This is a genomic window from Candidatus Kryptobacter tengchongensis, assembly GCF_001458555.1.
Classification (GTDB): Bacteria; Bacteroidota; Ignavibacteria; order Kryptoniales; family Kryptoniaceae; genus Kryptonium; species Kryptonium tengchongense.
Window position 1 is genome coordinate 1 of the sequence record NZ_CZVH01000025.1, and the last position, 21,065, is coordinate 21,065.

The window sequence follows — 21,065 nt, forward strand, 5'->3', positions numbered from 1 at the left end:
AAGATTTGAAGTTCTTTATCCCCAACCATATCAAGCAAAATCCCAAATTGCGGAAGATAATTTACAGGTTTATTTTTTGCGAAATATTTTGAACCTATGCAAAAATTGTCAAGGTCCCCGGCAATTCCCAAATCCTCACCATCAAAGAAAACAATATCTACTCCTATCGGCGCTGGATTGTCTTTCAAAATTCGGGCAATTTCAAGTAAAACAGCGACACCACTTGCTCCATCATTTGCCCCAGGAACAGGTTGAATTCTCTTTGACGCTTCTCTTTCTTCATCTGCATACGGTCTTGAATCCCAATGAGCACATAACAGTATTCTGAAGCCAGATTTTAAATTAAACGAGGCGATTATGTTTGAAAGCTTAAAATTTTTCCCCAGGTATGAATGTGTAAATTCTTGCACATTTACAGCATCGGCATATTTTGAAATTTCATTGATGAGAAAATTCTTGCACTCCTCATGTGCATTAGAATTTGGAACTCGTGGACCAAAAGAGACCTGCTTTTTTAGGTATTCAAAAGCTGAATTCTCATTAAAATCAGGAATGTATACAGTATTAACATCGCCTTTTGGCTCGGGTTTTGAATTTTGCTCCTCCTTTTGAGAGTTGCAACTTAAGATAAAAATTAGCAAAATTAAAAGTAGAGCTCTGTGCATTTTATCCTGTGCTTTTATTCAAATGACAGATGTAAATTAAAAAATCAATTTCCAAATGGCAAATTACAGAGTTTTACATTCCTGGGATGTATCACCAGAAGAAGCTATAAAAATACAAAACGAGATGAGAAACCTTGTAAAGATTGAAAATTTACAAAGTCAAATTCGTTACATAGCGGGCGCGGATATTTCTTTTGACAAAGGCTCAAATACCGTTTATGCTGGGATAGTGGTTTTAAAATTCCCCGAACTTGTAGAGGTTGATCGGTCGCTTTTAATAACAGAAGTGAATTTCCCATATATCCCCGGACTTCTCTCATTCAGAGAATCGCCAGCATTAATCAAAGCATGGGAAAAGATAAAAATCATCCCTGATGTGGTCATTATTGACGGACAAGGAATAGCTCATCCGAGAAGATTTGGGATAGCTTCACATTTTGGAGTGTTAATTGATAAACCAACAATTGGATGTGCAAAAAGCTTATTGGTTGGAAAGTATAAAGAACCGGATGAAAAAGCTGGGAGTTACTCATATCTTTATGACTCAGGAGAAATCATCGGGGTTGCTTTGCGAACAAGAGATAATGTCCAGCCTGTATTCGTTTCAATCGGACATAAAATCACACTTGATGAATCAATAGAGATAATCATGCAAAGCATTCGTGGTTATAGAATCCCAGAACCAACACGACAAGCACATATGCTTGTAAATGCACTTCGTCGTGGTGAAATAAAACCTGGAACGAGAACAAAACCAGAACAAGATAGCTTATTTTCTTAAATTGTAAAGCAAAACTTGCTAAAAGATTGATCCACCCCTGACCTTTCTCTAAAAATTTGGAGAGGAAGTAAAAGATTGACTCACCCCCTATCCCACTCTCTAAAAATTTAAAGAGGGAAAAAGATTGACTCACCCCCCTGCCCCCCTCTCTAAAAATTTAGAGAAGGGAAAAGATTGACTCACCCCCTGTGTCCCACTCTCTAAAAATTTAGAGAGGGGGAACTTAAAGGGGGTGAGTTGAAATAGAGATTGCTTCAGGGACTATGTTCCCTCGCAATGACAAGGCAAGTGCCGTTGGCCAGAGAGCACAAGCGTGCTAAGTGATTGACTCACCCCCTATCCCACTCTCTAAAAATTTAAAGAGGGAAAAAGATTGACTCACCCCCCTGCCCCCCTCTCTAAGAATTTAGAGAGGGGGAAACTTAAAGGGGGTGAGTTGAAAATTTCCTCAACCCTTCCCCTCTCTAAAAGAACTTAGAGAGGGGGAATCAAAGGGGGTGAGTTAATAGATACTTTCTTATAACCTCAAGCGGTGGGTTAAAATATCCATAAGCAAGATGAGGGAATTCATCCTTTAAAAGCTTCATAACATTTTTAACTCCAAGTTTTTCAGCACCCCCATCAACTCCAATTAACTCAATATACCAATCGGGATCTATATTAAAATTGCGCCATTGTATCATTGATATGTTTGTTTCTCTTATAAAATTCCTCAACATCTGATATTCCTCCACCCAATCAGTCAATCCAGGGAAAACGAAATAGTTTATTGAAACCCAACAATTAAATTTTCTTGCAGTTTTTATTGATTCAAGCACATCGTTAAATGTGTAATTGTTCGGTCTGTAATATCTATTGTAAATTTCTGGGATTACGCTATTCATGCTGACACGTATGCTATTTAATCCAGCCTTACATAGTTCTTCAATTGCCTCTGGCTTGCTTGCATTTGTGTTGATGTTAATAATCCCTTTCTTTGTTTTCTTTCTTATTTCTTTTATCGCATCTCTGATTATTTCCCACACAAGGAGTGGTTCTCCTTCACAACCTTGACCAAAGCTGACAACGGCTCGCGGTGCGTTTTCAAGATGTGGGACTGCAACTTCAAGAATTTCTTCAACAGTTGGGATAAATGTTAACCTATTTTGTGTGCTTGGGATACCGCTTTCTTCGGGTTGATAAGATATACAGCCAATACAGTTCGCATTACATCCCGGGGAAGTTGGGATTGGTGCTTCCCACCTACCAAGGAAATAATTTCTTGCAGCAGGACAAAGATATCTCAAAGCGCAATTTTCACCAAGATGATGAATAAGACGGTTTTGAGGATGCTGTTTTAATTTTCTTTTAACATTCTTTATAACAAGATTATGGTCAAATTGATCGCAATCCTGTCTTTTATCTGGGTCAACTCTAACAGCTGGAACATAAAATTTGCCATTAAGCCATCCAACAGCGGTGTAAGCGAAAAGTGGAAGTATTGGTGCTTTATTTTCTTTCTTATAAGATGATAAAAATAACTGTGTATGAGCTGGAGCAATGAAAGCAGCAACAGCCCAGCCTTCTTCAAATGTAACAATTTCCCCAGTTTTTCTATCAAATCCAACGGGTCTTCGTCCTGGAAGTTCAAATAGCTGACTCCCCTCTGGAAGCACGATCAAATCTTCGGGATTTATTCTAACAAAATCAGTTCCTGTTCGCCCTGCCATCTCAATATCTGGCACATCATAGATATTCCCCTTCCCATCACTATAAACAAGATTAGGAACTCGCTTTAAAGCCATGAGCTTAAAATCAAAAAATTTTAAATTCTCGTAAGCGCCATCAATGTAAATAATATTTCAACGGATTTGGTTCAACTTTACACTCTTCGGCAATTAAAAGATTTGAAATTTTACCCTTGTCTCTCAACTCAAACAATCGCGGGACAAGTTTATCTCTTAGCTCAACTGGTGTGATTGGATTTATATAAATGTTTGTTCCACCCTCAAAGCCAGCTGGGACATTTATCCTCCATTTTATCAGCACATGCCATGGCATTTTGTAAACTGAGTCAAAAGGTGTATAATACCATTCCTCGTTGCATGGAATTTGATTTCCCATTGCAGCATGGATAGCGTGGACAAGATCACTCATATCACGAAGTTCCTTTTCGCTCAATTCAAATGGTCTCCCTGCTTTTGATTTTGAATAAATAGCAATGGTTGGGAAACGATGACCAAATCCAGCAAAAGCGACAGCATTTTCGTTTTCAGCAAAAACAAGATTATGATACCCAGCAAAATTCACAGCATATTCGTTATAAACATTTGGATTTTCCCTCACCATAGCTATTTGCCTTTCTATCGTTGCACCCCAATCATCAAGACCAACAAGTTGTTTATGGAGATGGTCAAATGAAGCGCCAGCAGGTCTGAGCCAGTTTTGGAAAACAGCAATATATCTGACATAACGATTTGAGTTCATTATATCAACCATCGCATCAATTGTAAATTTGAAGTAGTAATAATGTTCCTCTTGCGTCAACTCCCCAGATGAGCACAAGTCACTTGTCCACTTCGCAGATTCAATATAATGCCGTTTTGCAATGATAAGTTCATGACAACCACCAAAAAAACTATCCGAAAGTTTCAATTTTTCATCCGCCGATATTGAGTTTATCTCATCAGGCGTTTTTCCCATCATTCGCAACTTATAATTAATTAGTTCAAGCACATGCTTGAGCCCAGCAGGATTTTCAAGATATGATTTTTTCCATTCTTCCTTTTCTTTGGTGAATTTATATTCATAATTTTTTCTCCAGTAATCAAGCGTAACAATTTCAAAAAGATTTCCGACCCTTCTAAACTCAGCCACACTTTCAAAATATCTATCAGGTGGGAGATAATCTATTCGTTTATAACTTCCATCAGGTAATTTCACAAGTCGTGATTTTTCGGGGGGAACCTCATAATACCTTTTCTGGCAAAAGGAACAATAATCCTCGGGTTGATGGACTTCAAGTGGTTTAGCTGTTTCGGGGATTTCATTTGTTATCGGTTTATTATTTCTCCCAGGCACCGACCAAACCTCGCTCTCCGTGAATGGGTTAATCTGTTTTACTGTTCCATCTGGCATTATCAAATAAAGCGGTTTCATTATAAGCAGAGATTTTATTTTTCAAAATGCACTCAAATATAAACCACAAAATTCAAAAAAGCAAGCCAGAAAATTATTGTAAATCAATCAATAGGTTCATTTCCTATTCCTCTTCTCTTCATTAATCGCTCTATTTCATCAATAGTTTTCGGTGCCCCAGATGAAAGGACAGCATAACCATCCTTAGTAACCAGAATGTCATCTTCAATTCTAACTCCAATGTTCCAATACCTGGGATCGCAATCAGCCCCGGCTGGTATATAAATTCCTGGCTCAATTGTTATAACCATCCCGGGTTCAAGGTTTCCCGGAACCCCGACATCATGGACATCAAGACCAAGATGGTGCGTCACACCATGCATAAAATATTTTCGTGCTTCATTTTTATCTTTGATGATTCCAAGCTTTAGCAAACCTTCGGCAATGATTTCAGTCGCCTTTAATTGAAGGTCAATAAAGCTAACCCCAGGGCGAACTAATTTTATTGTTTCTTCCTGCGCTTTGAGAACAATTTCATATACCTCCCTTTGCTCTGGTGTAAATCTTCCACTTGCAGGAATTGTTCTCGTTACATCTGCACAATAGTTGTGATATTCAGCCCCGATATCAACCACAATTAAATCTCCATCGCCGATTTTCTTACGGTTTGAACTATAATGAAGTATAACTGAATTTTCACCAGAAGCAATTATTGATGGAAAGGCTGGATATTCAGCACCAAGTTTTGTAAAAACATATTCAGCTATCGCTTGAATTTCATATTCATACATCCCCGGCTCACACGACATCATAACCTGACGGTGTGCTTTGACGGTTATATCCACTGCTTTTTGAATAAGTTTTATTTCCTCCGGTTTTTTAACCATTCTCATTTTGGCAAGGATAAACGAAGGGTCGGCAAATTGTAATCTACCTCGCTGTGAGCTCACTATAGATTCAAGTACTTCTATAATATCTTTCAATGTCCCCTCAAAACATCCAGCGGGATATGGGAAATAAATTGTTTTCGCTCTTGAACTAAAAATTATTGACCGTATAACATTTTTAAACTCCTCAATCGGTAAAGCAAGCTGAATTCCAAGTTTTTCCATAGCTCCTTTTGTTCCAAGCGTTCGCCCCGTCCATACCTCACGAAGAGAGTCTCGCTCCTTTAAAAACAAAACTTCGCGAATTTTGAAATCCGATTTTATGGTATCAAGCGTAACATCGTAGTATTTCCCCGTAGCTCTCGTGGCAAGCTTTAAAACCGAAGGAGCAAAACCAACAGGAACAAGAACGAGCACCGCATCTGGCTCTTCAAGTCCCGTCAGATAAAAGAAATTGTTATCTTGTTTAAATCTGTATTCAACATCATTTGAGCGTGTTTTTAAAGAATTTGAATAAAAAATTGCGATCGCTTCATTACCAATTTGCTTCATCAGTTCCTCTCTGTTTGCCTTGAAAAAAGAAGGTGGAAGCAAATCATAATCCTGTGAAAGAGATAGAGAAACAGCAAATAAAGTTAAAAGTAAAATTTTTAAAGTTCTCATTTTTCCCCAAATTTTTGTTTTAAACCTTTCAACCGCATACCTGTTTGAAAACCCTCATAAAATTCCCACCGAGAATCTTCCTAACATCTTCAATTGAATATCCTCTCTCAAGGAGTTTTTTAGTTATGTTGGGAAGAAATGTGACATCATCCATTTCAAGCGGGGTGATGCTTATCCCATCAAAATCAGAGCCAAGCCCTACATGATCAACTCCAACAAGCTTAGCAATGTAATCAATATGGTCAATTAAAACATCAAGAGGTGGTCGCAATTCTTCGGATATTTTTAACATAAGTTGACGCCTTGCTCTACGATACGCCTGCTGATTATGCTCGTACAGAACTCTTATTGAATCAAATTGCGCTTTGTATTTCTTCTCAAGTTCTGTTCGCTTTGTGGTAAATGTTGAATCAATATACTCCGCATAGAAATTAACAAAAATAACTCCACCTGTCTGCGCAATTGCCTTGATTTGTTCGTCTTTCAAATTTCTGTAATGCGGACAGAGATTATAAACGCTTGAATGAGATGCTATAACTGGTTTTTTTGTCGTTTTTATAACTTCCCAAAAAGCTTGTTCCCCGAGATGAGAAACATCAACTATCATCCCAAGTTCGTTCATCTTCTCAATAACTTTTTTCCCAAATTCACTTAAACCTATTATCTTCAATTTGCTCGGATTCGTTGTCTCATCATATCCAGAGCTTGCCCAATCGGTGCTATTGTTCCATGTTAGCCCAAGATATCTTACACCACGGTTGTAAAGCTGTTCAAGTTTTTCAATGCTGTTTTCAATCGCGTGTCCGCCCTCAACGCCTATTACAGCACAAATTTTACCCTGACTTAGTGCCTTTTCAAGCTCTGCTGAATTTACGACAATAGCAATTTTATCGCTATTTCTTTTAACAATTGAATATAATGTGTCAATCATATCATTTGCCCTTTTAAAAGCATTCTTTTCAAACGCAACTGGGTCAACCCAAACAGCAAAAACTTGTACATCAACACCACCTTTTTTCAACCTGACAAGATCACTATGCCCATTTCTCGTTTCAACTGTTATATCCTCCCCATTCATCGCCCTCAAAAGAACATCGTTATGAGTATCTGCAACTATTGCATCATAATGAAGTTTTAAATAATCAACTTTTTTATTATCCTGGTTCTCCTTCTGCGCACAGGCAAATGAAAACACAATTAACAAACTTAATAAAAACCTTCTCATTTTCTTTTCAGATTTTTGTTTAGATTATCCCTTTGAAGTCAAAATTTTCAAGATAATAGACGACCCTTTCAAGAAACCTACCTCCAAGTGCTCCATCAATGATTCTATGGTCAAACGAAAGCGTTAAAAATGCCATTGAGCGAATTGCGATATAATCAACCCCATCTTTTGTTATAACTACAGGACGCTTTTTAACAGCACCAACACCAAGAATCGCAACCTGTGGTTGATTTATGATTGGAGTTCCAATGATATTTCCAAAAACCCCATAATTTGTGATGCTAAATGTTCCACCTTGGATGTCATCAGGTGTTAACTTTTTATTTCTCGCCTTCATGACGATCTCATTGACAGATCTTGCGAGTCCAATAAAGTTTTTTTCATCAGCATTTTTAACTACTGGAACTATTAAACCATAATCCGTTGCAACCGCAATTCCAATGTTTATATATTTCTTTACAATTATCTTATCACCCTCAACACTGCTATTTATAAGCGGAAACTCCTTTAAAGCTTTAACGACTGCATCAACGATAAATGGTGTAAGAGTGAGTTTAAATCCTTCCCTTTTTTGAAATTCATCTGCATACCTATCAATAAAGTTCATGATCTCCGTCATATCACATTCAGAAATCGCAGAAACATGTGGAGATGTTTTCACACTTCTTAGCATATGTTCAGCCATTGCTTTAACAACATGGCTCATCTCAATTATCTCAACTTTTCCCTCTGGGTAAAATTCTGGCTTTGCCACTGGCGGTTTTATCTCTTCCACCTCCTCAACGACCGCTGGTCTAACTCCAACTTTTTTCCTTTTTGCTTCAATGTAATTTAATAAGTCATTTTTTGTTAACCTTCCACCATAACCTGTGCCGGGTATCTTCTCAAGCTCCTCAAGTGAGATTCCCTCACGCCTTGCAATCTCTCTGACGACAGGCGAATAAAATCTTTTCGTTTTAACTGGAATTTCTTCAGAAATAAAACTTGGGAATTCCTCACCTCTTTTGATTTCCCTTCCCCCCTCTACTTTAATTTCTTCCTTTCTTTCTCCTGTTTTTACTTCAACTTCAGATATTTCCGTTTCTATATATGCAATTACAGTGCCGACGGGGATTGTTTCATTTTCTTTATATAAAATTTCGGTTAAAATTCCATCCGCAGGCGAAGGTATTTCGGTATCAACCTTGTCAGTGCTTATCTCAAGCAAAATTTCATCTCTTTTAACCCTATCTCCTGGTTTTTTATGCCATTTGAGTATTGTTCCCTCTTGTAAGCTTTCCCCCATCTTTGGCATTATGACTTCCACCTTCATTTTATCTCCGAAATTTTGTTTTCATTTGAAAAAAGCAAGCAAAATCCCAATTAAAGCTCCTATTTGTCCAATCCAAAAAATAAACATCCATCGTATAAGCCGTGCATGATAACTCGCCATTTCAACTCGCAACTTTGATACCTCATCAGTTATCTTCTGCTCCAGCCTGGCTACCTCCTCTGTTATCCTCTTATCTAACTTCGCCTCTGTCTCGGCTATCTTCTGCTCAAGCCTGGTCACCTCCTCTGTTATCCTCTTATCTAATTTCGCCTCTGTCTCAGCTATCTTCTGCTCAAGCCTGGTCACCTCCTCTGTTATCCTCTTATCTAACTTCGCCTCTGTCTCGGCTATCTTCTGCTCAAGCCTGGCTACCTCCTCTGTTATCCTCTTATCTAACTTCATCTCTGTCTCGGCTATCTTCTGCTCCAACCTGGTCACCTCCTCTGTTATCCTCTTATCTAATTTTGCCTCTGTCTCAGCTATCTTTTGTTCTAATCTTGTTACTTCCTCAATTAACCTTTGTTCCAGGCGCAAAATTTCACCTGTAATTTTCTTATCTAATTGCGAGGTTTCAGATACAAGTTTCTTCTCAAACTTATCAAGCGATACCTCAACTATATCTTCTCTTGTCGTTTGATAAACTTTATTTAACAACTCAACAAGTGAATCTGAAGCTTTATCACCAAGCTTTTCTCAGTGGTTTTGGAATAGTTATAACCAGCATTTAAAATCACCATGTTAATTTTTTAATATCTTATCAATTCTTCAAGAGCTCTAACAATCCAACTGGTTTGAGGAAGAGCTGCATCTTCAAGCGTTGGTGCATAGGGAATTCCAGGAATATCAAGACCTGCAACTCTTTTAATTGGACTATCAAGATATTCAAATGCTTCTTCTGCTATGATTGCAGAAATTTCAGCCCCGAACCCGGCTGTCAATGTATCTTCATGAACTATTAAAACCTTGCTTGTCTTCTTAACAGAATTTAAAATCGTCTCTTTATCAAGTGGATTTATTGTTCTAATATCAATTACTTCAATCTCAACACCGTATTTTTGTTCAACAATTTTCACCGCTTCAAGCGATTTATAAACCATCAATCCCCAAGTTACAATTGTTGCATCCTTACCAACTTTCTTAATTTGAGCCTTACCGAAGGGTAATAAATAATCTTTATCTGGCTCAGGGGACATTGCTTGAGGAGAGCGATAGAGTGCTTTATGTTCAAGGAAAAGAACCGGGTCTTCAATACGACATGCAGTTTTCAAAAGTCCTTTTGCATCAGCTGCATTTGATGGGTAAGCAATGAAAATTCCCGGAAGATGAGCGAAAAATCCTTCAATGTTTTGACTATGATAATGCCCACCGTGAATGTATCCGCCAACAGGAACCCTTATCACAACTGGCGCCGACCAGCCACCATTTGATCTATATCTAAATGTAGCAAGTTCATCCCTTATCTGAGTCATCGCAGGCCAAATGTAATCACCAAACTGAATTTCAACAACAGGTTTATATCCTTTCACCGCAAGTCCAATTGCGGTTCCAACGATACTTGCTTCAGCAAGCGGTGAATTAAAAGCTCTATCTTTGCCAAACTTCGTTGTTAATCCTTTCGTTGCTGTGAAAACACCACCTTTGGGATCAGCAATATCTTCACCATATACCACCATTTTGGGGTTTAGCTCCATCTCCTCATGCAGTGCATGATTTATCGCATCAACCATAACTATTGGCTTTCCAGATGGAATTGTAGCCTCATAATTTAACTTTCTTGTATCCTCATGAGCATAAACATGAAGCATTACCGTATCAGAACTTGCGTAGGGTTTCTTCTCAGCAACTTCAATTGCCTTATCAATTTCTGCATCAAGCTCTGAATAAATTCCATCTATTTCTTCTCTTGTCAAAATCCCCTCTTTCAACAAGAGACTTTCCATCTTCAAAATTGGGTCACTTGATCTTTCCTGCTCAAGCTCTTCAGGGGTTCTATATTTTCTATGATCATCCGAAGATGAATGTGGAATTAATCTTACTACATTTGCAACTATCATTGTAGGACCGAGTCCAGCACGGGCTCTTTCCACTGCTTTTTTAACAGTTTGATAACTTTGAACGAAATCAGTTCCATCAATTTCATAAACTTCAAGCCCAAAAAATCCTTGCCCAATTTTCGCAACTGATGCGCCAGCCGTTTGCTCGTATATTGGCACAGATATAGCATATTTGTTATTTTGAATAACGAAGATGACGGGCAATTTATCCTTGCTTGCCCAGTTCAACGCTTCATGAAATTCACCTTCACTTGTTGAACCATCTCCACCCGAAACATAAACAACCTCATCTGTCCCATCCCTCACACACCCCATTGCTGTTCCAACCGCCTGAAGATACTGCGTTCCCGTCGGACTTGATTGCGTAATAATCCTCAATTCTTTCTTTCCAAAATGAGCTGGCATTTGCCTCCCACCTGTTGCAGGGCAATTTGCTCTGCCAAAAACACTATAAAAAAGTTCCTCAAGCGTAACCCCAAGTTGATAAACAAATGCCCAATCTCTATAGTAAGGATAAAACCAATCATATCCAGGGCGAAAGTTCATTGCACTTGCCACTTGGATTGCCTCATGTCCGGATACACCAATATGAAAGAAAACCTTTCCTTGCTTTAAAAGAGTCATCGCTTTATTATCTATCTGTCTTGCTACATACATTGACTTCAATGCCTGAACCAACACATCAGGCTTTATTTCAACAACAGATTCAAGCCCCGTTTCAAATTCACTACCACGATTGACCTGTTTGGTCAAATTCTTTGGCATGGTTAATTCTCTTTTTGTTTTCCCTTATTTTAAAAAATTTCCATTTTCTTTTCAAAGATTTCTAAACAACTTTGAACAAATTTTAATGAAAAAACAGTCTCAAATTTTTCTTTTAAACTTTTTTTCACCTCACTCATATCAACCTCCCGCCCAAGCAATTTTTTCATTGATGTCATGCTAACATCCTTTAACCCACATGGAAAAATAAAGTCAAAATACCTCAAATCAGTATTAACATTTAAAGCAAATCCATGCATCGTAACCCACTGACTTACTTTGATTCCTATTGACGCAATTTTCTCATCCCCGACCCAAACACCTGTCAAACCATTCTTCCTTTGTCCTTTTATCCCAAAGTCAGATAGTGTTAAAATTATAACTTCCTCAATTCTTCTTAAATAGGTGTGAATATCAATCTTCATTTTTTCCAGATGAAAGATTGGATACCCAACAATTTGTCCCGGTCCGTGATAGGTTATCTTTCCACCGCGATCAATTTTAAGAACTTTCACTCCAAGATGTTTTAATAGTTCTTCGCTAATTTTTAAATCCCGTTCATCCCCAGCTTTCCCTATTGTGTAGATATGCTCATGTTCAGTGAAGAGCAAAATATCACTCAAGATCTCCTTTACTCTCATCTTATGAAATTGCTTCTGCAACCTCCAAACCTCTTCATAACTTGAAGATCCGGGGATATCTATAAAAATTGCCTCCGATCTCATATTTTCACTTGGAAAAATTTTGATTAAAAATTAATAAACTTAACCATTTAAACAAAATTCAAATTATCAGGCGCGATAAGGAAACTTGCCAGACTCCGCAAAACAATTCAAATTTTTCTTGACTATAAACTCGTAGTTTTATAATTTTGAAACGAAAATAGTTTTGCTTTAGTTAATAATTTTGAGAACAAATTTTGCCTTAAAATTGATAAGCGCTTTGCTAATAATTGTTTCTATGTTCATTTTTGTTGCTGGGATTTGGTTTATAGCCAATATAAGCCAGAGAAAAAAGAAACTTTTGCCTGAGTTCATAAACGGAAAACCAACAGTTGTCTTTTTCTGGATTGATAATTCATCCTGTAAAGCGATGAGTTCAATCATTGATAAAATGAAAAACGATTTTAAGGGTAGTGTTAAGGTTTTAAATTTTAATGTGATCAAAGATTACAAAATAGCCGAAAGTTATCTGATACTTGATGTTCCAGTTGTAATTTTGTTTGATAAAGAAGGAAACCCGATTATGAGAATTACAAAGCCTGAAGAATATCAAAAACTTGAAATCAAATTAAAAGAAATTATCTAACTTAGGAGGTGAATTCAAAAATGAAAATTGGAATCTTAACAGGGGGTGGAGATTGCCCAGGTTTGAACGCAGCTATAAGGTCTGTAGTTCGCAAAGCCCTTGCCTCTGGTCACCAAGTGGTTGGAATTAAAAATGGATGGAAAGGATTAATGAGCCTTGACATTATTCCACTTGACCTTAACAATATATCTGGAATTTTACCAAGAGGTGGAACAATACTCGGGACATCAAGAACCAATCCATATAAACACTCGGATGGCGAGAAAAAAATTCTTGAGAACCTTGAAAAAGAAAAAATTGATGCACTCGTTGCAATCGGTGGTGAAGACACCTTAAGCGTTGCTTATAAACTTTACAAAGCAGGGGTAAATGTGGTTGGAATACCAAAAACAATTGATAACGATGTAAGGGGAACAGATTATTCAATCGGGTTTGATACCGCCGTCAACATTGCTATGGAAGCAATTGATAGAGTACATACAACCGCAGAAAGCCACAACCGCGTTGCAGTTGTTGAAGTTATGGGTCGTCACACAGGGTGGATCGCATTATATTCGGGGCTTGCCGGTGGGGCAGATGTAATTTTAATACCTGAAAAACCGTTTGACATTGATCAGGTATGCAAAATAATTGAGAAAAGACACGCCCGCGGGAAAAATTTCAGCATAGTCGTTGTGGCTGAAGGAGCAAAATTCAAAGTTGAAGAACAGGTTGATAAAGATGGAACACTTATCGTCCAAGATTTAAGAGTTGATGAGTTCGGGCATGTTCGCCTTGGTGGAATTGGGAACCTCGTAGCAGACCAAATTGAAAAAAGAACAGGGATGGAAGCAAGAGCAACAATCCTTGGACATATACAGCGAGGTGGCTCACCAACTGCTTTTGATAGAATACTTGCAACAAGATTTGGTGTAAAAGCTATTGAATTGATAAATGAGGGAAGATTCGGGGTTATGACGGCTCTTCAAGGAAACGAAATTACAGAAGTTGAACTTTATGAAGTCGTGGGAGGATTGAAAACAGTTAATCCTGAATTGTTTGAAATAGCAGAGGTCTTCTTCGGTTAATTAAAAGTTTTCACCATTAAAACTGTTCAATCCGTCGGCTTTTTACTACAAAGAGAAATAAGCAAACTTATTTACTTTTAAAATTAAAACTGAAAAATCATCAATGGCTATAGATATAACTTTAGTTAATCCCCTCTTTATTGAGAAAGACCCCGTTGAGAAAAAAATTATGACCCCTTATTTTCCTCTTGGATTAATGTATCTTGCCTCGGTCTTGAGGAACAACGGTTATGAAGTTGAATTGTTTGATTGTACATTTAGAAAGGATTTTGATGAATTTGAAGACTATATGCGAAAAAAGAAACCAAAAATTGTTGGGATCACATCTTTAATAACGATACGAAGAAACGCTTTGATAATTGCAGATATAGCTCACAGATATGGCGCAAAAGTTATCCTCGGGGGTCCAGATCCAACAGCCTTGCCAGAAAGATATCTTCTTTACAAAGGGACAAATAACTCTTTCCCTGTTGATGCTGTTGTATTTGATGAAGGTGAAATTACAATGCTGGAACTTGCAAATTTCTATTTTAAAAGGAGTGATCACCCGGATGATATCAGGGAAATTGCCGGCTTGAGGTTAAGAGATGAAAATGGGAATATAATTTCAACGGGACATAGGGAACTTATCAAAGACCTTGACTCAATTCCATTCCCAGCAAGAGACTTAGTTGATATGGATGATTACAGAAGGGCATGGAAAAAGAAGCATGGATATTGGTCACTCACCATAATAAACAGCAGAGGTTGTCCATATCATTGTTCATGGTGTCAAAAGGCAGTTTTCGGAAGAAAATATAGAATCCGAACCCCTGAAAATTCCGCTGATGAAATGAAACATTTAAAAGAAACCTACTCTCCAGATTTCATCCGTGTAGTTGATGATATAACGGGGGTTCAAAAAAATTGGGTTTTAAAATGGAGTGAGGAAGTATTAAATAGGAACGCTACTATACCCTTTGAATGCCTTACACGAGTAAACCTTGTCTCTGAAGACATGCTGAAAGCATTAAAAGATATGGGTTGTGAGAAAATTTATCTTGGCGTGGAGTCAGGCTCTCAAAAAGTTCTTGACGCAATGGAAAAAGGAATAACCATACAACAAATCTATAAGGCATCTGAACTTTGCAAAAAATTTGGAATCAAGACATATTTCTTCATGATGGTGGGTTATCCAGGAGAAGATATTGAAGATTTAAAGTTAACCGCTAAAATTTTAAGAGAAACATTGCCAGACGAATTCAGCACAACAATTGCTTATCCTCTGCCTGGGACAAAATTTTATGAGCAAGTTCGTGATAGGTTGATGTTTGATTCACAAGAATGGATGCTTGATTGGGATTACACTGCTGAAAATAAACTTCTGTTCAAGCGTGAAAAGTATAACACAACTTTTTACCGATGGGTTATAAGATGGTTCAACAGGGAATGGAAAGATGCATGGTTTAAAGCTGGGAAAAAGGCAAAGTTAATTGAAAAATTAAAAAATAAAGCCGAACTTATCCTTTCAAAAGCAATCGTTAATTTACTTGCAAAAGCTTCAAGATCAAATGTAATTCAATTTCAACCAGCCGAGGGAAGATGATGGAAGAGATTATAAAACATAAATTTTTCTGGGATTTATATGCCCCTATTTACGACGAGAATAGAAGACACGAAGAATATCTAAGGAATACGAATTTAAACATTCTCAAAACATATTTCCGTCCTGGTCAAACCCTCATTGAAATTGGCTGTGGAACTGGGATTGAAGCTAAAGAAATGATAAAACACGGTTGTAAAGTTGTTCTCACAGATGTATCATTTGAAATGCTAAAAGTCGCCAAGACGAAGGTTGGCTCAAACGCACAAGTAATAAATCTACCTGCTGAATACATTGATTCATTCAAAATTAAATTTGACGGCGCTTATTCATCTTTCGGTGTTATAAATTGCATGACAAATGTATCTTCATTCTTTCAAAAGCTTCACTCAATTCTTAAGCCAGGTTCGCTTTTCATCGCTTCGTTTATAAATCGCTGGTATTGGGGAGATTTCCTCTTTTTCCTGTTTGGAATAACTAATTATCTGAAAAAACGATTAAATGGATGGGGACACATCACACTTAATGGTAAAGAATACGATGTTATCGCAAGGTTTTACTCATTGAATGATATAAAAAGGTTTTCCAAAAGTTATTTTGTCATAAAGAAAGTTTATGCCCTACCGTTTTTGCTTCCGCCTGCTTACTTAAAACCTCAAGAACGATTGCCCGAAAAATTATTTAAATTGCTCCAAAAACTTGAAAATCTCATCAATCATCGTTTCCCCTTCAACTATCTTGGCGAGAGAATTATCGTCATATTCGAAAGGATATGAAAAATGAAATTAAATTCAACATAAACTTTCCCATAACTGCAAGCCCCGTTGCTTACGATATAAATGAAGACGGTGAAGATGAATTGATCATAACGGCAGATAAAATTTACATCTTTGATTTAAAATCCACCCAAAAACCCATCCTCACCCTTGAAACTCAAAAACCTTGCGCTTCCACACCAGCTATATTCAAAAGTAAAATCAGTAAAAATAAAATTTTAATCACAGGCTCAGATGACGATAACCTTTACTTTTTTATCCTTGATGATATAAAACGCTCGTTTAAATTCAAAACTCACGGTGATATTTTTAGCTCACCAATTATTTACGACATTGACCTTGACGGATTTGCAGAAGTAATATTCGGCTCAGATGATGGCAGAGTCTACATAATTAAGTTAAATGATGATGGAGAAATTTTAAATGCAAATCACTTTCAAACGAACGGATTTGTATCTTCTTCACCCGCTTTATTTCCCAACGATGATGGTTCATTTGATATTGTGATCGGCTCATGGGATGAAAATCTTTACAGGATTGACGGAAAAAATCTCAAATGCAAATGGAAAACGAATTTAAACCACATAATCTGGTCATCCCCTGCTGTTTGTGATTTAAATGCGGATGGAAAACCTGAAATCATATCTATTTCAAACTCCATTAATCTACTAAATGAAAAAGGCTTCAACATCCAACCCTTTCCTGTTAAATTGAAAAGTTTTACAGTATCCTCACCTGCTATATGCGATGTTGATAACGATGATAACTTGGAATTCATAGTTTGTTCAGGTTCAGTGTATATTTTTACAGTTGACGGTTTAAAAAATTTTTCCCGTGACATAAAAACAATCTTCTGGGCATCCCCAATTGTTGCCGATATAGACGGAAATGAGATACAAGAAATAATTGCTTGTGATTACTTTGGAAACTTATGGATTCTTTCGGAAAAAGTTAATTTTAAAAAGAAAATCGCCTCATCAATCGTATCATCACCAATTGCAGCGGATATTGATGGAGATGGATTAATTGAAATAATTATATGCACCATGGATGGAGATATCTTGATCCTGCCCACTAAAGGTAAAAAATCAGAATGGAATAATTTTAGAGGCAACGATAAAAATGGTTTCTTCAATAAAAATTTCACCCCTCACGAAGAACTAAAGCAAAACGAGAATTTGTTAGAACAGAGAATTAACATTGTGGAATTTCAAGAAATTAAGATTGAAAAACCCGTTAAAAGCCTTAAAATTGTGAGAGGAAAAAAGGGTAAGATAAAATTATGGGAGTTGAAAATCGAGTTGGAAATATCCGGATTAAAAAAGGGCATAACGTATTTTGAAAAAAATGGAAACTGGTTTCCATCGCCATTGTTTGGTGACGGCGAAAGTTTCATCGCACGATTTCCCCCATTAAAAAAATTTTCATTTGTAAGATATTTTCTCATAATTGAAACCTGGCAAGGGCAATTCATCAGGTTTCCAGAGAAGGGGTTTAGATTTTTTATATCTGTTTGATTCATCTATATAGACCTTTTGCATAAATATATTCTTCAACTTCGGCTGGAACAAGATATCTTATTGATTTTCCAGACCTCACCCTGCTTCTTATTGCTGACGCCGAGACATCTATATTTGGTATTGTGATAAAATCCGCAAATTGTGAAAATTTAGACTCTGGGATAGCATAGCCATAGCGATTGAAAACAATAAGACGAACCCTTTTAACAATTTCATCTGGATCTTTCCAAGTGTGAAGTTCCCTGAATTGATCAGCCCCGATGAGAAGATAGAAAGTGTAAGTTGGAAACCTCTCAACAAAGTAACTTACTGTTTCAACTGTATAAGAAACCCCGCCACGTTTTATCTCAATGTCAGAAACTTCAAAAAAAGGGTTATTCTTTACCGCTATTTTAACCATTTCAAATCTGTGGTGCGGGCTTGCGATTTGCGATAGATATCCCTGATTTTGTTTGTGCGGTGGGATTGCGCAGGGAACGAAAATAATTTTGTTAAGTTTGGCTTCCTCCCTTATAAATTCCGCAACAATTAAATGACCAATATGTGGCGGATTAAATGTCCCGCCAAAAATCCCTACCCTCATTCAATCAAAAACGGTTATTTTTCTTTTCTTTAAAAGATTTAAAATTGCCGATCTGGTTCTTTTAAACTCATCACTCTTGACCGAACTTATCACCTGTGAAAAAACTCTCTTCAACGACTCAACATCAAACGCATAATCAAGCCTTTTCAAAGGAACATAGAGAACATCAATCTCACTTGCCAGCCTTAATATGTTAAGTTCATCACATTCATTCTCAAGACCTAACAAAAACTTTTCATGCAACTTTTTCAAGCCTATCAATTTATTGGGATTATCCTTGTAAATTGATGTAACAATTACATCATATTTATGCGTCATGACCTCATAAGCATTGTTTATCCATGGAACCGGATAAATAAAACTTGAAATCTCAAGCAACACAACAAACCTGCGCTCATCTTTAAATGCTCTGGCTATGCTTTCAAAATAGATATTGCCATTACCTTCAAAGATAGACGCCTTTACACGAAGTGGAAAAACTTGAATTAAAAGATCACAAGTTTCATAATCAGGAAAATAAACATAAACATTTGTGTTTCGGCTTTTCTGAACATAATAATCGGTTGTGTCGTGAAGCAGTGCCTTATAAATCTCAAGTTTCTCATCAAAAGAAAAACTATCATCAACCTTTAAACTATCTAACTTCGCTGGCAAAATTATAAGTGCCTTCTCCGCTTGAAACATGGCAAAGGTCGCTTTATTTTTTAACTCATTGACATTATAGCATTCGCAAGGCGTTCTGGATTTTTGCTTGAGAGTATGAGTTTTTGAAACTTCATAAGTTTAGACAAACCCTTTCTATAGTAATCTTCCCCTAATTCAATCTCAACTCCACCACCATTTGAATAAACATAAGCAATCACCCCAAAGTTCGCTTTTATTCCCCATCCACCGTATTTCTTCCACAATTTTTCATTAACCACACGAACATTTTTAATTTCAACTTTTTTAATCTTTGTTACTGTTTTACCGAAAAAACCAATTTTCACCACAAGCTCATTCCACTTCACAAGAACGGTAATCTTACCTATAAAGCCGATAAGTAAAATCTCAAATAGAGATGCCACAAGAATTGCGAGGACTAATTCACTTCTTTCTTGAAGCTCCGGGTTAACAACAAAAACGAGGATAACAAATGGAATCCAAAGGAAGAACAAAAGATAAAACCACGCTGGAAATGCTTGCTCCTCTTTGTATAAAAGTCCAGATATTGTTTCCATCTTTGATTCCTTATTACTTATTGAAGTATCTCATCACTATCCCAAGGTCTTTATCTCCACGACCCGATAAATTTACGATTATAATTTCACTTTTCCTCATTTTAGGGGCAATTTTTATAGCATGGGCTACAGCATGTGAGCTTTCAAGAGCTGGGATTATACCCTCAAGCTTTGATAAAAGATAAAATGCCTCAACGACTTCATCATCCGTTGCAACGGTATATTCAACAATACCAGCATCCTTAAGATAAGAATGTTCAGGTCCAACACCGGGGTAATCAAGCCCTGCGGAGATTGAGTGCGTGTTAAGTATTTGACCATCTTCATCTTGAAGAAGATATTGCATCGCTCCGTGCAAAACTCCAGGTTTTCCCGCGGTTAAAGAAGCAGAATGTAATCCAGTTTCAAGCCCTTTTCCTCCAGCTTCAACACCTATTAGTTTAACATTTGGGACATCCTCAATAAATGGATAAAAAATTCCAATAGCGTTGCTTCCACCCCCAACACATGCAATTATAACATCAGGCAACCTCCCTTCAACTTCAAGAATCTGCTCTTTTGTTTCCTTCCCTATGACGCTTTGGAAATCCCTGACTATCATAGGATAAGGGTGCATTCCAACAACAGAACCGATCATGTAAAAAGTTGTTCTAACATTTGTAACCCAATCACGAATTGCCTCGTTTATAGCTTCCTTCAAAGTTTTGCTCCCCGAAGAGACAGGTTTTACCTCCGCGCCAAGCAATTTCATCCTAAAAACATTCATTTCTTGTCTTCTCATATCTTCTTCACCCATATAAATCACACATTTAAAATCAAACAAGGCGCAAACTGTTGCAACCGCAACGCCATGCTGACCAGCTCCAGTTTCAGCGATTATTCTACGCTTCCCCATTCTTTTGGCAAGCAATGCCTGACCAATTGTGTTGTTTATTTTATGAGCCCCTGTATGACACAGATCTTCACGCTTAAGATAAATTTTCGCTCCACCAAGATACTCACTTAATCTGCGCGCATAGTAAAGCGGAGTTGGACGACCTGCGTAATATCTCAAATAGTAATTAAGCTCCTTTTGAAAACCCTCATCATTTCTAAGTCTCAAATACCATCTCTCAAGCTCTTCAACAGCTGGAATTAATGTCTCCGGCACAAATTTACCGCCGTAAATCCCAAAGTAACCTCTCGGGTCAGGAAGTTGTGATTTCATAATTTAACACTCTTTGCGTTTTCAATAAAAGATTTGACCTTCTCAAAACTTTTCTTCCCGGGATATTCCTCAACACCCGAGGAAACATCAACACCGTAAGGTTTAACTTTTAAAATCGCCTCCCTAACATTATCAGCATCTAATCCACCAGATAAAATAATTTTCCACTGATCGCTTAATCCAGCAACCATATCCCAGTTAAATGTTTTCCCAGTGCCACCATATTCCCCGTTTAAAAATGAGTCAAGATGGACAAAATCAACAGCGAAATTTTTTAAAATATCACTTGAAAAATTTTCACTGACCTTAAAAGACTTCATAACCGGGATAATTTCT

General features: G+C 37.2%; 20 protein-coding genes. 6 read left to right on the forward strand and 14 right to left on the reverse strand.

The window, feature by feature from the left end:
* Nucleotides 1-665, reverse strand: a 665-nt coding sequence (locus AT685_RS02235) for a M28 family peptidase (RefSeq protein WP_072151373.1), incomplete at its 3' end; no start/stop codon positions are given.
* 55 nt (nucleotides 666-720) lie between these two features.
* Between AT685_RS02235 and nfi the strand changes: the two genes are divergently transcribed.
* Nucleotides 721-1,446, forward strand: coding sequence for an endonuclease V (gene nfi, locus AT685_RS02240; RefSeq protein ID WP_072151374.1), 726 nt, complete (start codon nucleotides 721-723; stop codon nucleotides 1,444-1,446).
* 488 nt (nucleotides 1,447-1,934) lie between these two features.
* On the opposite strand, the gene AT685_RS02245 is transcribed toward nfi, so the two are convergent.
* The 8 genes from AT685_RS02245 to lipB form a co-directional block, all read right to left on the reverse strand.
* Nucleotides 1,935-3,230 carry a radical SAM family protein gene (locus tag AT685_RS02245; protein ID WP_072151375.1) on the reverse strand — a complete coding sequence of 432 codons (1,296 nt, stop codon included), beginning with the start codon at nucleotides 3,228-3,230 and terminating at the stop codon, nucleotides 1,935-1,937.
* A gap of 40 nt (nucleotides 3,231-3,270) precedes the next feature.
* A complete protein-coding gene (locus tag AT685_RS02250; RefSeq protein ID WP_072150157.1) occupies nucleotides 3,271-4,584 on the reverse strand; it encodes a DUF4921 family protein in 1,314 nt (437 codons plus the stop codon).
* Between the two features lie 83 nt (nucleotides 4,585-4,667).
* Nucleotides 4,668-6,113 (reverse strand): aminopeptidase P N-terminal domain-containing protein, encoded by a 1,446-nt coding sequence (locus AT685_RS02255; RefSeq protein WP_072151376.1) that lies wholly within the window; start codon nucleotides 6,111-6,113, stop codon nucleotides 4,668-4,670.
* A gap of 28 nt (nucleotides 6,114-6,141) precedes the next feature.
* Nucleotides 6,142-7,338, reverse strand: a complete 1,197-nt coding sequence (locus AT685_RS02260; protein WP_072151377.1) for a dipeptidase — start codon at nucleotides 7,336-7,338, stop codon at nucleotides 6,142-6,144.
* Nucleotides 7,339-7,357: 19 nt separating this feature from the next.
* Nucleotides 7,358-8,650: a dihydrolipoamide acetyltransferase family protein gene (locus AT685_RS02265; RefSeq protein ID WP_072151378.1), complete on the reverse strand. Its 1,293-nt coding sequence runs from the start codon at nucleotides 8,648-8,650 to the stop codon at nucleotides 7,358-7,360.
* A 21-nt stretch (nucleotides 8,651-8,671) separates the two neighbouring features.
* A complete protein-coding gene (locus tag AT685_RS02270) occupies nucleotides 8,672-9,304 on the reverse strand; it encodes a coiled-coil domain-containing protein (protein WP_234696214.1) in 633 nt (210 codons plus the stop codon).
* 92 nt (nucleotides 9,305-9,396) lie between these two features.
* Nucleotides 9,397-11,469, reverse strand: coding sequence for an alpha-ketoacid dehydrogenase subunit alpha/beta (locus AT685_RS02275; protein ID WP_072151379.1), 2,073 nt, complete (start codon nucleotides 11,467-11,469; stop codon nucleotides 9,397-9,399).
* 29 nt (nucleotides 11,470-11,498) lie between these two features.
* Nucleotides 11,499-12,191 carry a lipoyl(octanoyl) transferase LipB gene (gene lipB / locus AT685_RS02280; protein WP_072151380.1) on the reverse strand — a complete coding sequence of 231 codons (693 nt, stop codon included), beginning with the start codon at nucleotides 12,189-12,191 and terminating at the stop codon, nucleotides 11,499-11,501.
* Between the two features lie 235 nt (nucleotides 12,192-12,426).
* On the opposite strand from lipB, the gene AT685_RS02285 reads away from it, so the two are divergent.
* From AT685_RS02285 to AT685_RS02305, 5 genes are all read left to right on the forward strand, one after another.
* Nucleotides 12,427-12,774 (forward strand): TlpA family protein disulfide reductase, encoded by a 348-nt coding sequence (locus AT685_RS02285; protein WP_143713082.1) that lies wholly within the window; start codon nucleotides 12,427-12,429, stop codon nucleotides 12,772-12,774.
* A gap of 20 nt (nucleotides 12,775-12,794) precedes the next feature.
* Entirely contained in the window at nucleotides 12,795-13,841 is a 1,047-nt protein-coding gene (locus AT685_RS02290) for a 6-phosphofructokinase (RefSeq protein ID WP_072150507.1), read from the forward strand.
* A gap of 103 nt (nucleotides 13,842-13,944) precedes the next feature.
* Entirely contained in the window at nucleotides 13,945-15,426 is a 1,482-nt protein-coding gene (locus AT685_RS02295) for a B12-binding domain-containing radical SAM protein (protein ID WP_072150508.1), read from the forward strand.
* Nucleotides 15,423-16,199 carry a class I SAM-dependent methyltransferase gene (locus tag AT685_RS02300; protein WP_081040541.1) on the forward strand — a complete coding sequence of 259 codons (777 nt, stop codon included), beginning with the start codon at nucleotides 15,423-15,425 and terminating at the stop codon, nucleotides 16,197-16,199. The genes AT685_RS02295 and AT685_RS02300 overlap by 4 nt, the downstream gene beginning before the upstream one ends.
* Nucleotides 16,196-17,716, forward strand: coding sequence for an FG-GAP repeat domain-containing protein (locus tag AT685_RS02305; RefSeq protein ID WP_072151383.1), 1,521 nt, complete (start codon nucleotides 16,196-16,198; stop codon nucleotides 17,714-17,716). Before AT685_RS02300 ends, AT685_RS02305 begins: the two co-directional genes overlap by 4 nt.
* Nucleotide 17,717: 1 nt before the next feature.
* Here the strand turns inward: AT685_RS02305 and nadD are convergent, their stop codons facing one another.
* From nadD to AT685_RS02330, 5 genes are all read right to left on the reverse strand, one after another.
* Nucleotides 17,718-18,302, reverse strand: coding sequence for a nicotinate-nucleotide adenylyltransferase (nadD, locus tag AT685_RS02310; protein ID WP_072150514.1), 585 nt, complete (start codon nucleotides 18,300-18,302; stop codon nucleotides 17,718-17,720).
* Nucleotides 18,303-18,986 (reverse strand): hypothetical protein, encoded by a 684-nt coding sequence (locus AT685_RS02315; RefSeq protein WP_072150513.1) that lies wholly within the window; start codon nucleotides 18,984-18,986, stop codon nucleotides 18,303-18,305.
* Nucleotides 18,987-19,006: 20 nt separating this feature from the next.
* Nucleotides 19,007-19,522, reverse strand: a complete 516-nt coding sequence (locus tag AT685_RS02320; RefSeq protein WP_072150512.1) for a hypothetical protein — start codon at nucleotides 19,520-19,522, stop codon at nucleotides 19,007-19,009.
* A 13-nt stretch (nucleotides 19,523-19,535) separates the two neighbouring features.
* Nucleotides 19,536-20,729 carry a tryptophan synthase subunit beta gene (gene trpB / locus AT685_RS02325; RefSeq protein ID WP_072151384.1) on the reverse strand — a complete coding sequence of 398 codons (1,194 nt, stop codon included), beginning with the start codon at nucleotides 20,727-20,729 and terminating at the stop codon, nucleotides 19,536-19,538.
* A partial coding sequence (locus AT685_RS02330; RefSeq protein ID WP_143713083.1) for a phosphoribosylanthranilate isomerase occupies nucleotides 20,726-21,065 on the reverse strand: 340 nt, incomplete at its 5' end. The genes trpB and AT685_RS02330, both read right to left, overlap by 4 nt.

Excerpts from the sequence above, each read along its gene's own strand:
- AT685_RS02285 (WP_143713082.1), top strand. The coding sequence starts at position 12,427 with ATGTTCATTTTTGTTGCTGGGATTTGGTTTATAGCCAATATAAGCCAG.
- AT685_RS02250 (WP_072150157.1), bottom strand. The coding sequence starts at position 4,584 with ATGAAACCGCTTTATTTGATAATGCCAGATGGAACAGTAAAACAGATT.
- AT685_RS02320 (WP_072150512.1), bottom strand. The coding sequence starts at position 19,522 with ATGGAAACAATATCTGGACTTTTATACAAAGAGGAGCAAGCATTTCCA.
- AT685_RS02275 (WP_072151379.1), bottom strand. The coding sequence starts at position 11,469 with ATGCCAAAGAATTTGACCAAACAGGTCAATCGTGGTAGTGAATTTGAA.
- AT685_RS02300 (WP_081040541.1), top strand. The coding sequence starts at position 15,423 with ATGATGGAAGAGATTATAAAACATAAATTTTTCTGGGATTTATATGCC.
- AT685_RS02265 (WP_072151378.1), bottom strand. The coding sequence starts at position 8,650 with ATGAAGGTGGAAGTCATAATGCCAAAGATGGGGGAAAGCTTACAAGAG.
- nfi (WP_072151374.1), top strand. The coding sequence starts at position 721 with ATGGCAAATTACAGAGTTTTACATTCCTGGGATGTATCACCAGAAGAA.
- AT685_RS02260 (WP_072151377.1), bottom strand. The coding sequence starts at position 7,338 with ATGAGAAGGTTTTTATTAAGTTTGTTAATTGTGTTTTCATTTGCCTGT.
- AT685_RS02305 (WP_072151383.1), top strand. The coding sequence starts at position 16,196 with ATGAAAAATGAAATTAAATTCAACATAAACTTTCCCATAACTGCAAGC.
- AT685_RS02315 (WP_072150513.1), bottom strand. The coding sequence starts at position 18,986 with ATGTTTCAAGCGGAGAAGGCACTTATAATTTTGCCAGCGAAGTTAGAT.
- lipB (WP_072151380.1), bottom strand. The coding sequence starts at position 12,191 with ATGAGATCGGAGGCAATTTTTATAGATATCCCCGGATCTTCAAGTTAT.
- AT685_RS02245 (WP_072151375.1), bottom strand. The coding sequence starts at position 3,230 with ATGGCTTTAAAGCGAGTTCCTAATCTTGTTTATAGTGATGGGAAGGGG.
- trpB (WP_072151384.1), bottom strand. The coding sequence starts at position 20,729 with ATGAAATCACAACTTCCTGACCCGAGAGGTTACTTTGGGATTTACGGC.
- AT685_RS02290 (WP_072150507.1), top strand. The coding sequence starts at position 12,795 with ATGAAAATTGGAATCTTAACAGGGGGTGGAGATTGCCCAGGTTTGAAC.
- AT685_RS02255 (WP_072151376.1), bottom strand. The coding sequence starts at position 6,113 with ATGAGAACTTTAAAAATTTTACTTTTAACTTTATTTGCTGTTTCTCTA.
- AT685_RS02295 (WP_072150508.1), top strand. The coding sequence starts at position 13,945 with ATGGCTATAGATATAACTTTAGTTAATCCCCTCTTTATTGAGAAAGAC.
- nadD (WP_072150514.1), bottom strand. The coding sequence starts at position 18,302 with ATGAGGGTAGGGATTTTTGGCGGGACATTTAATCCGCCACATATTGGT.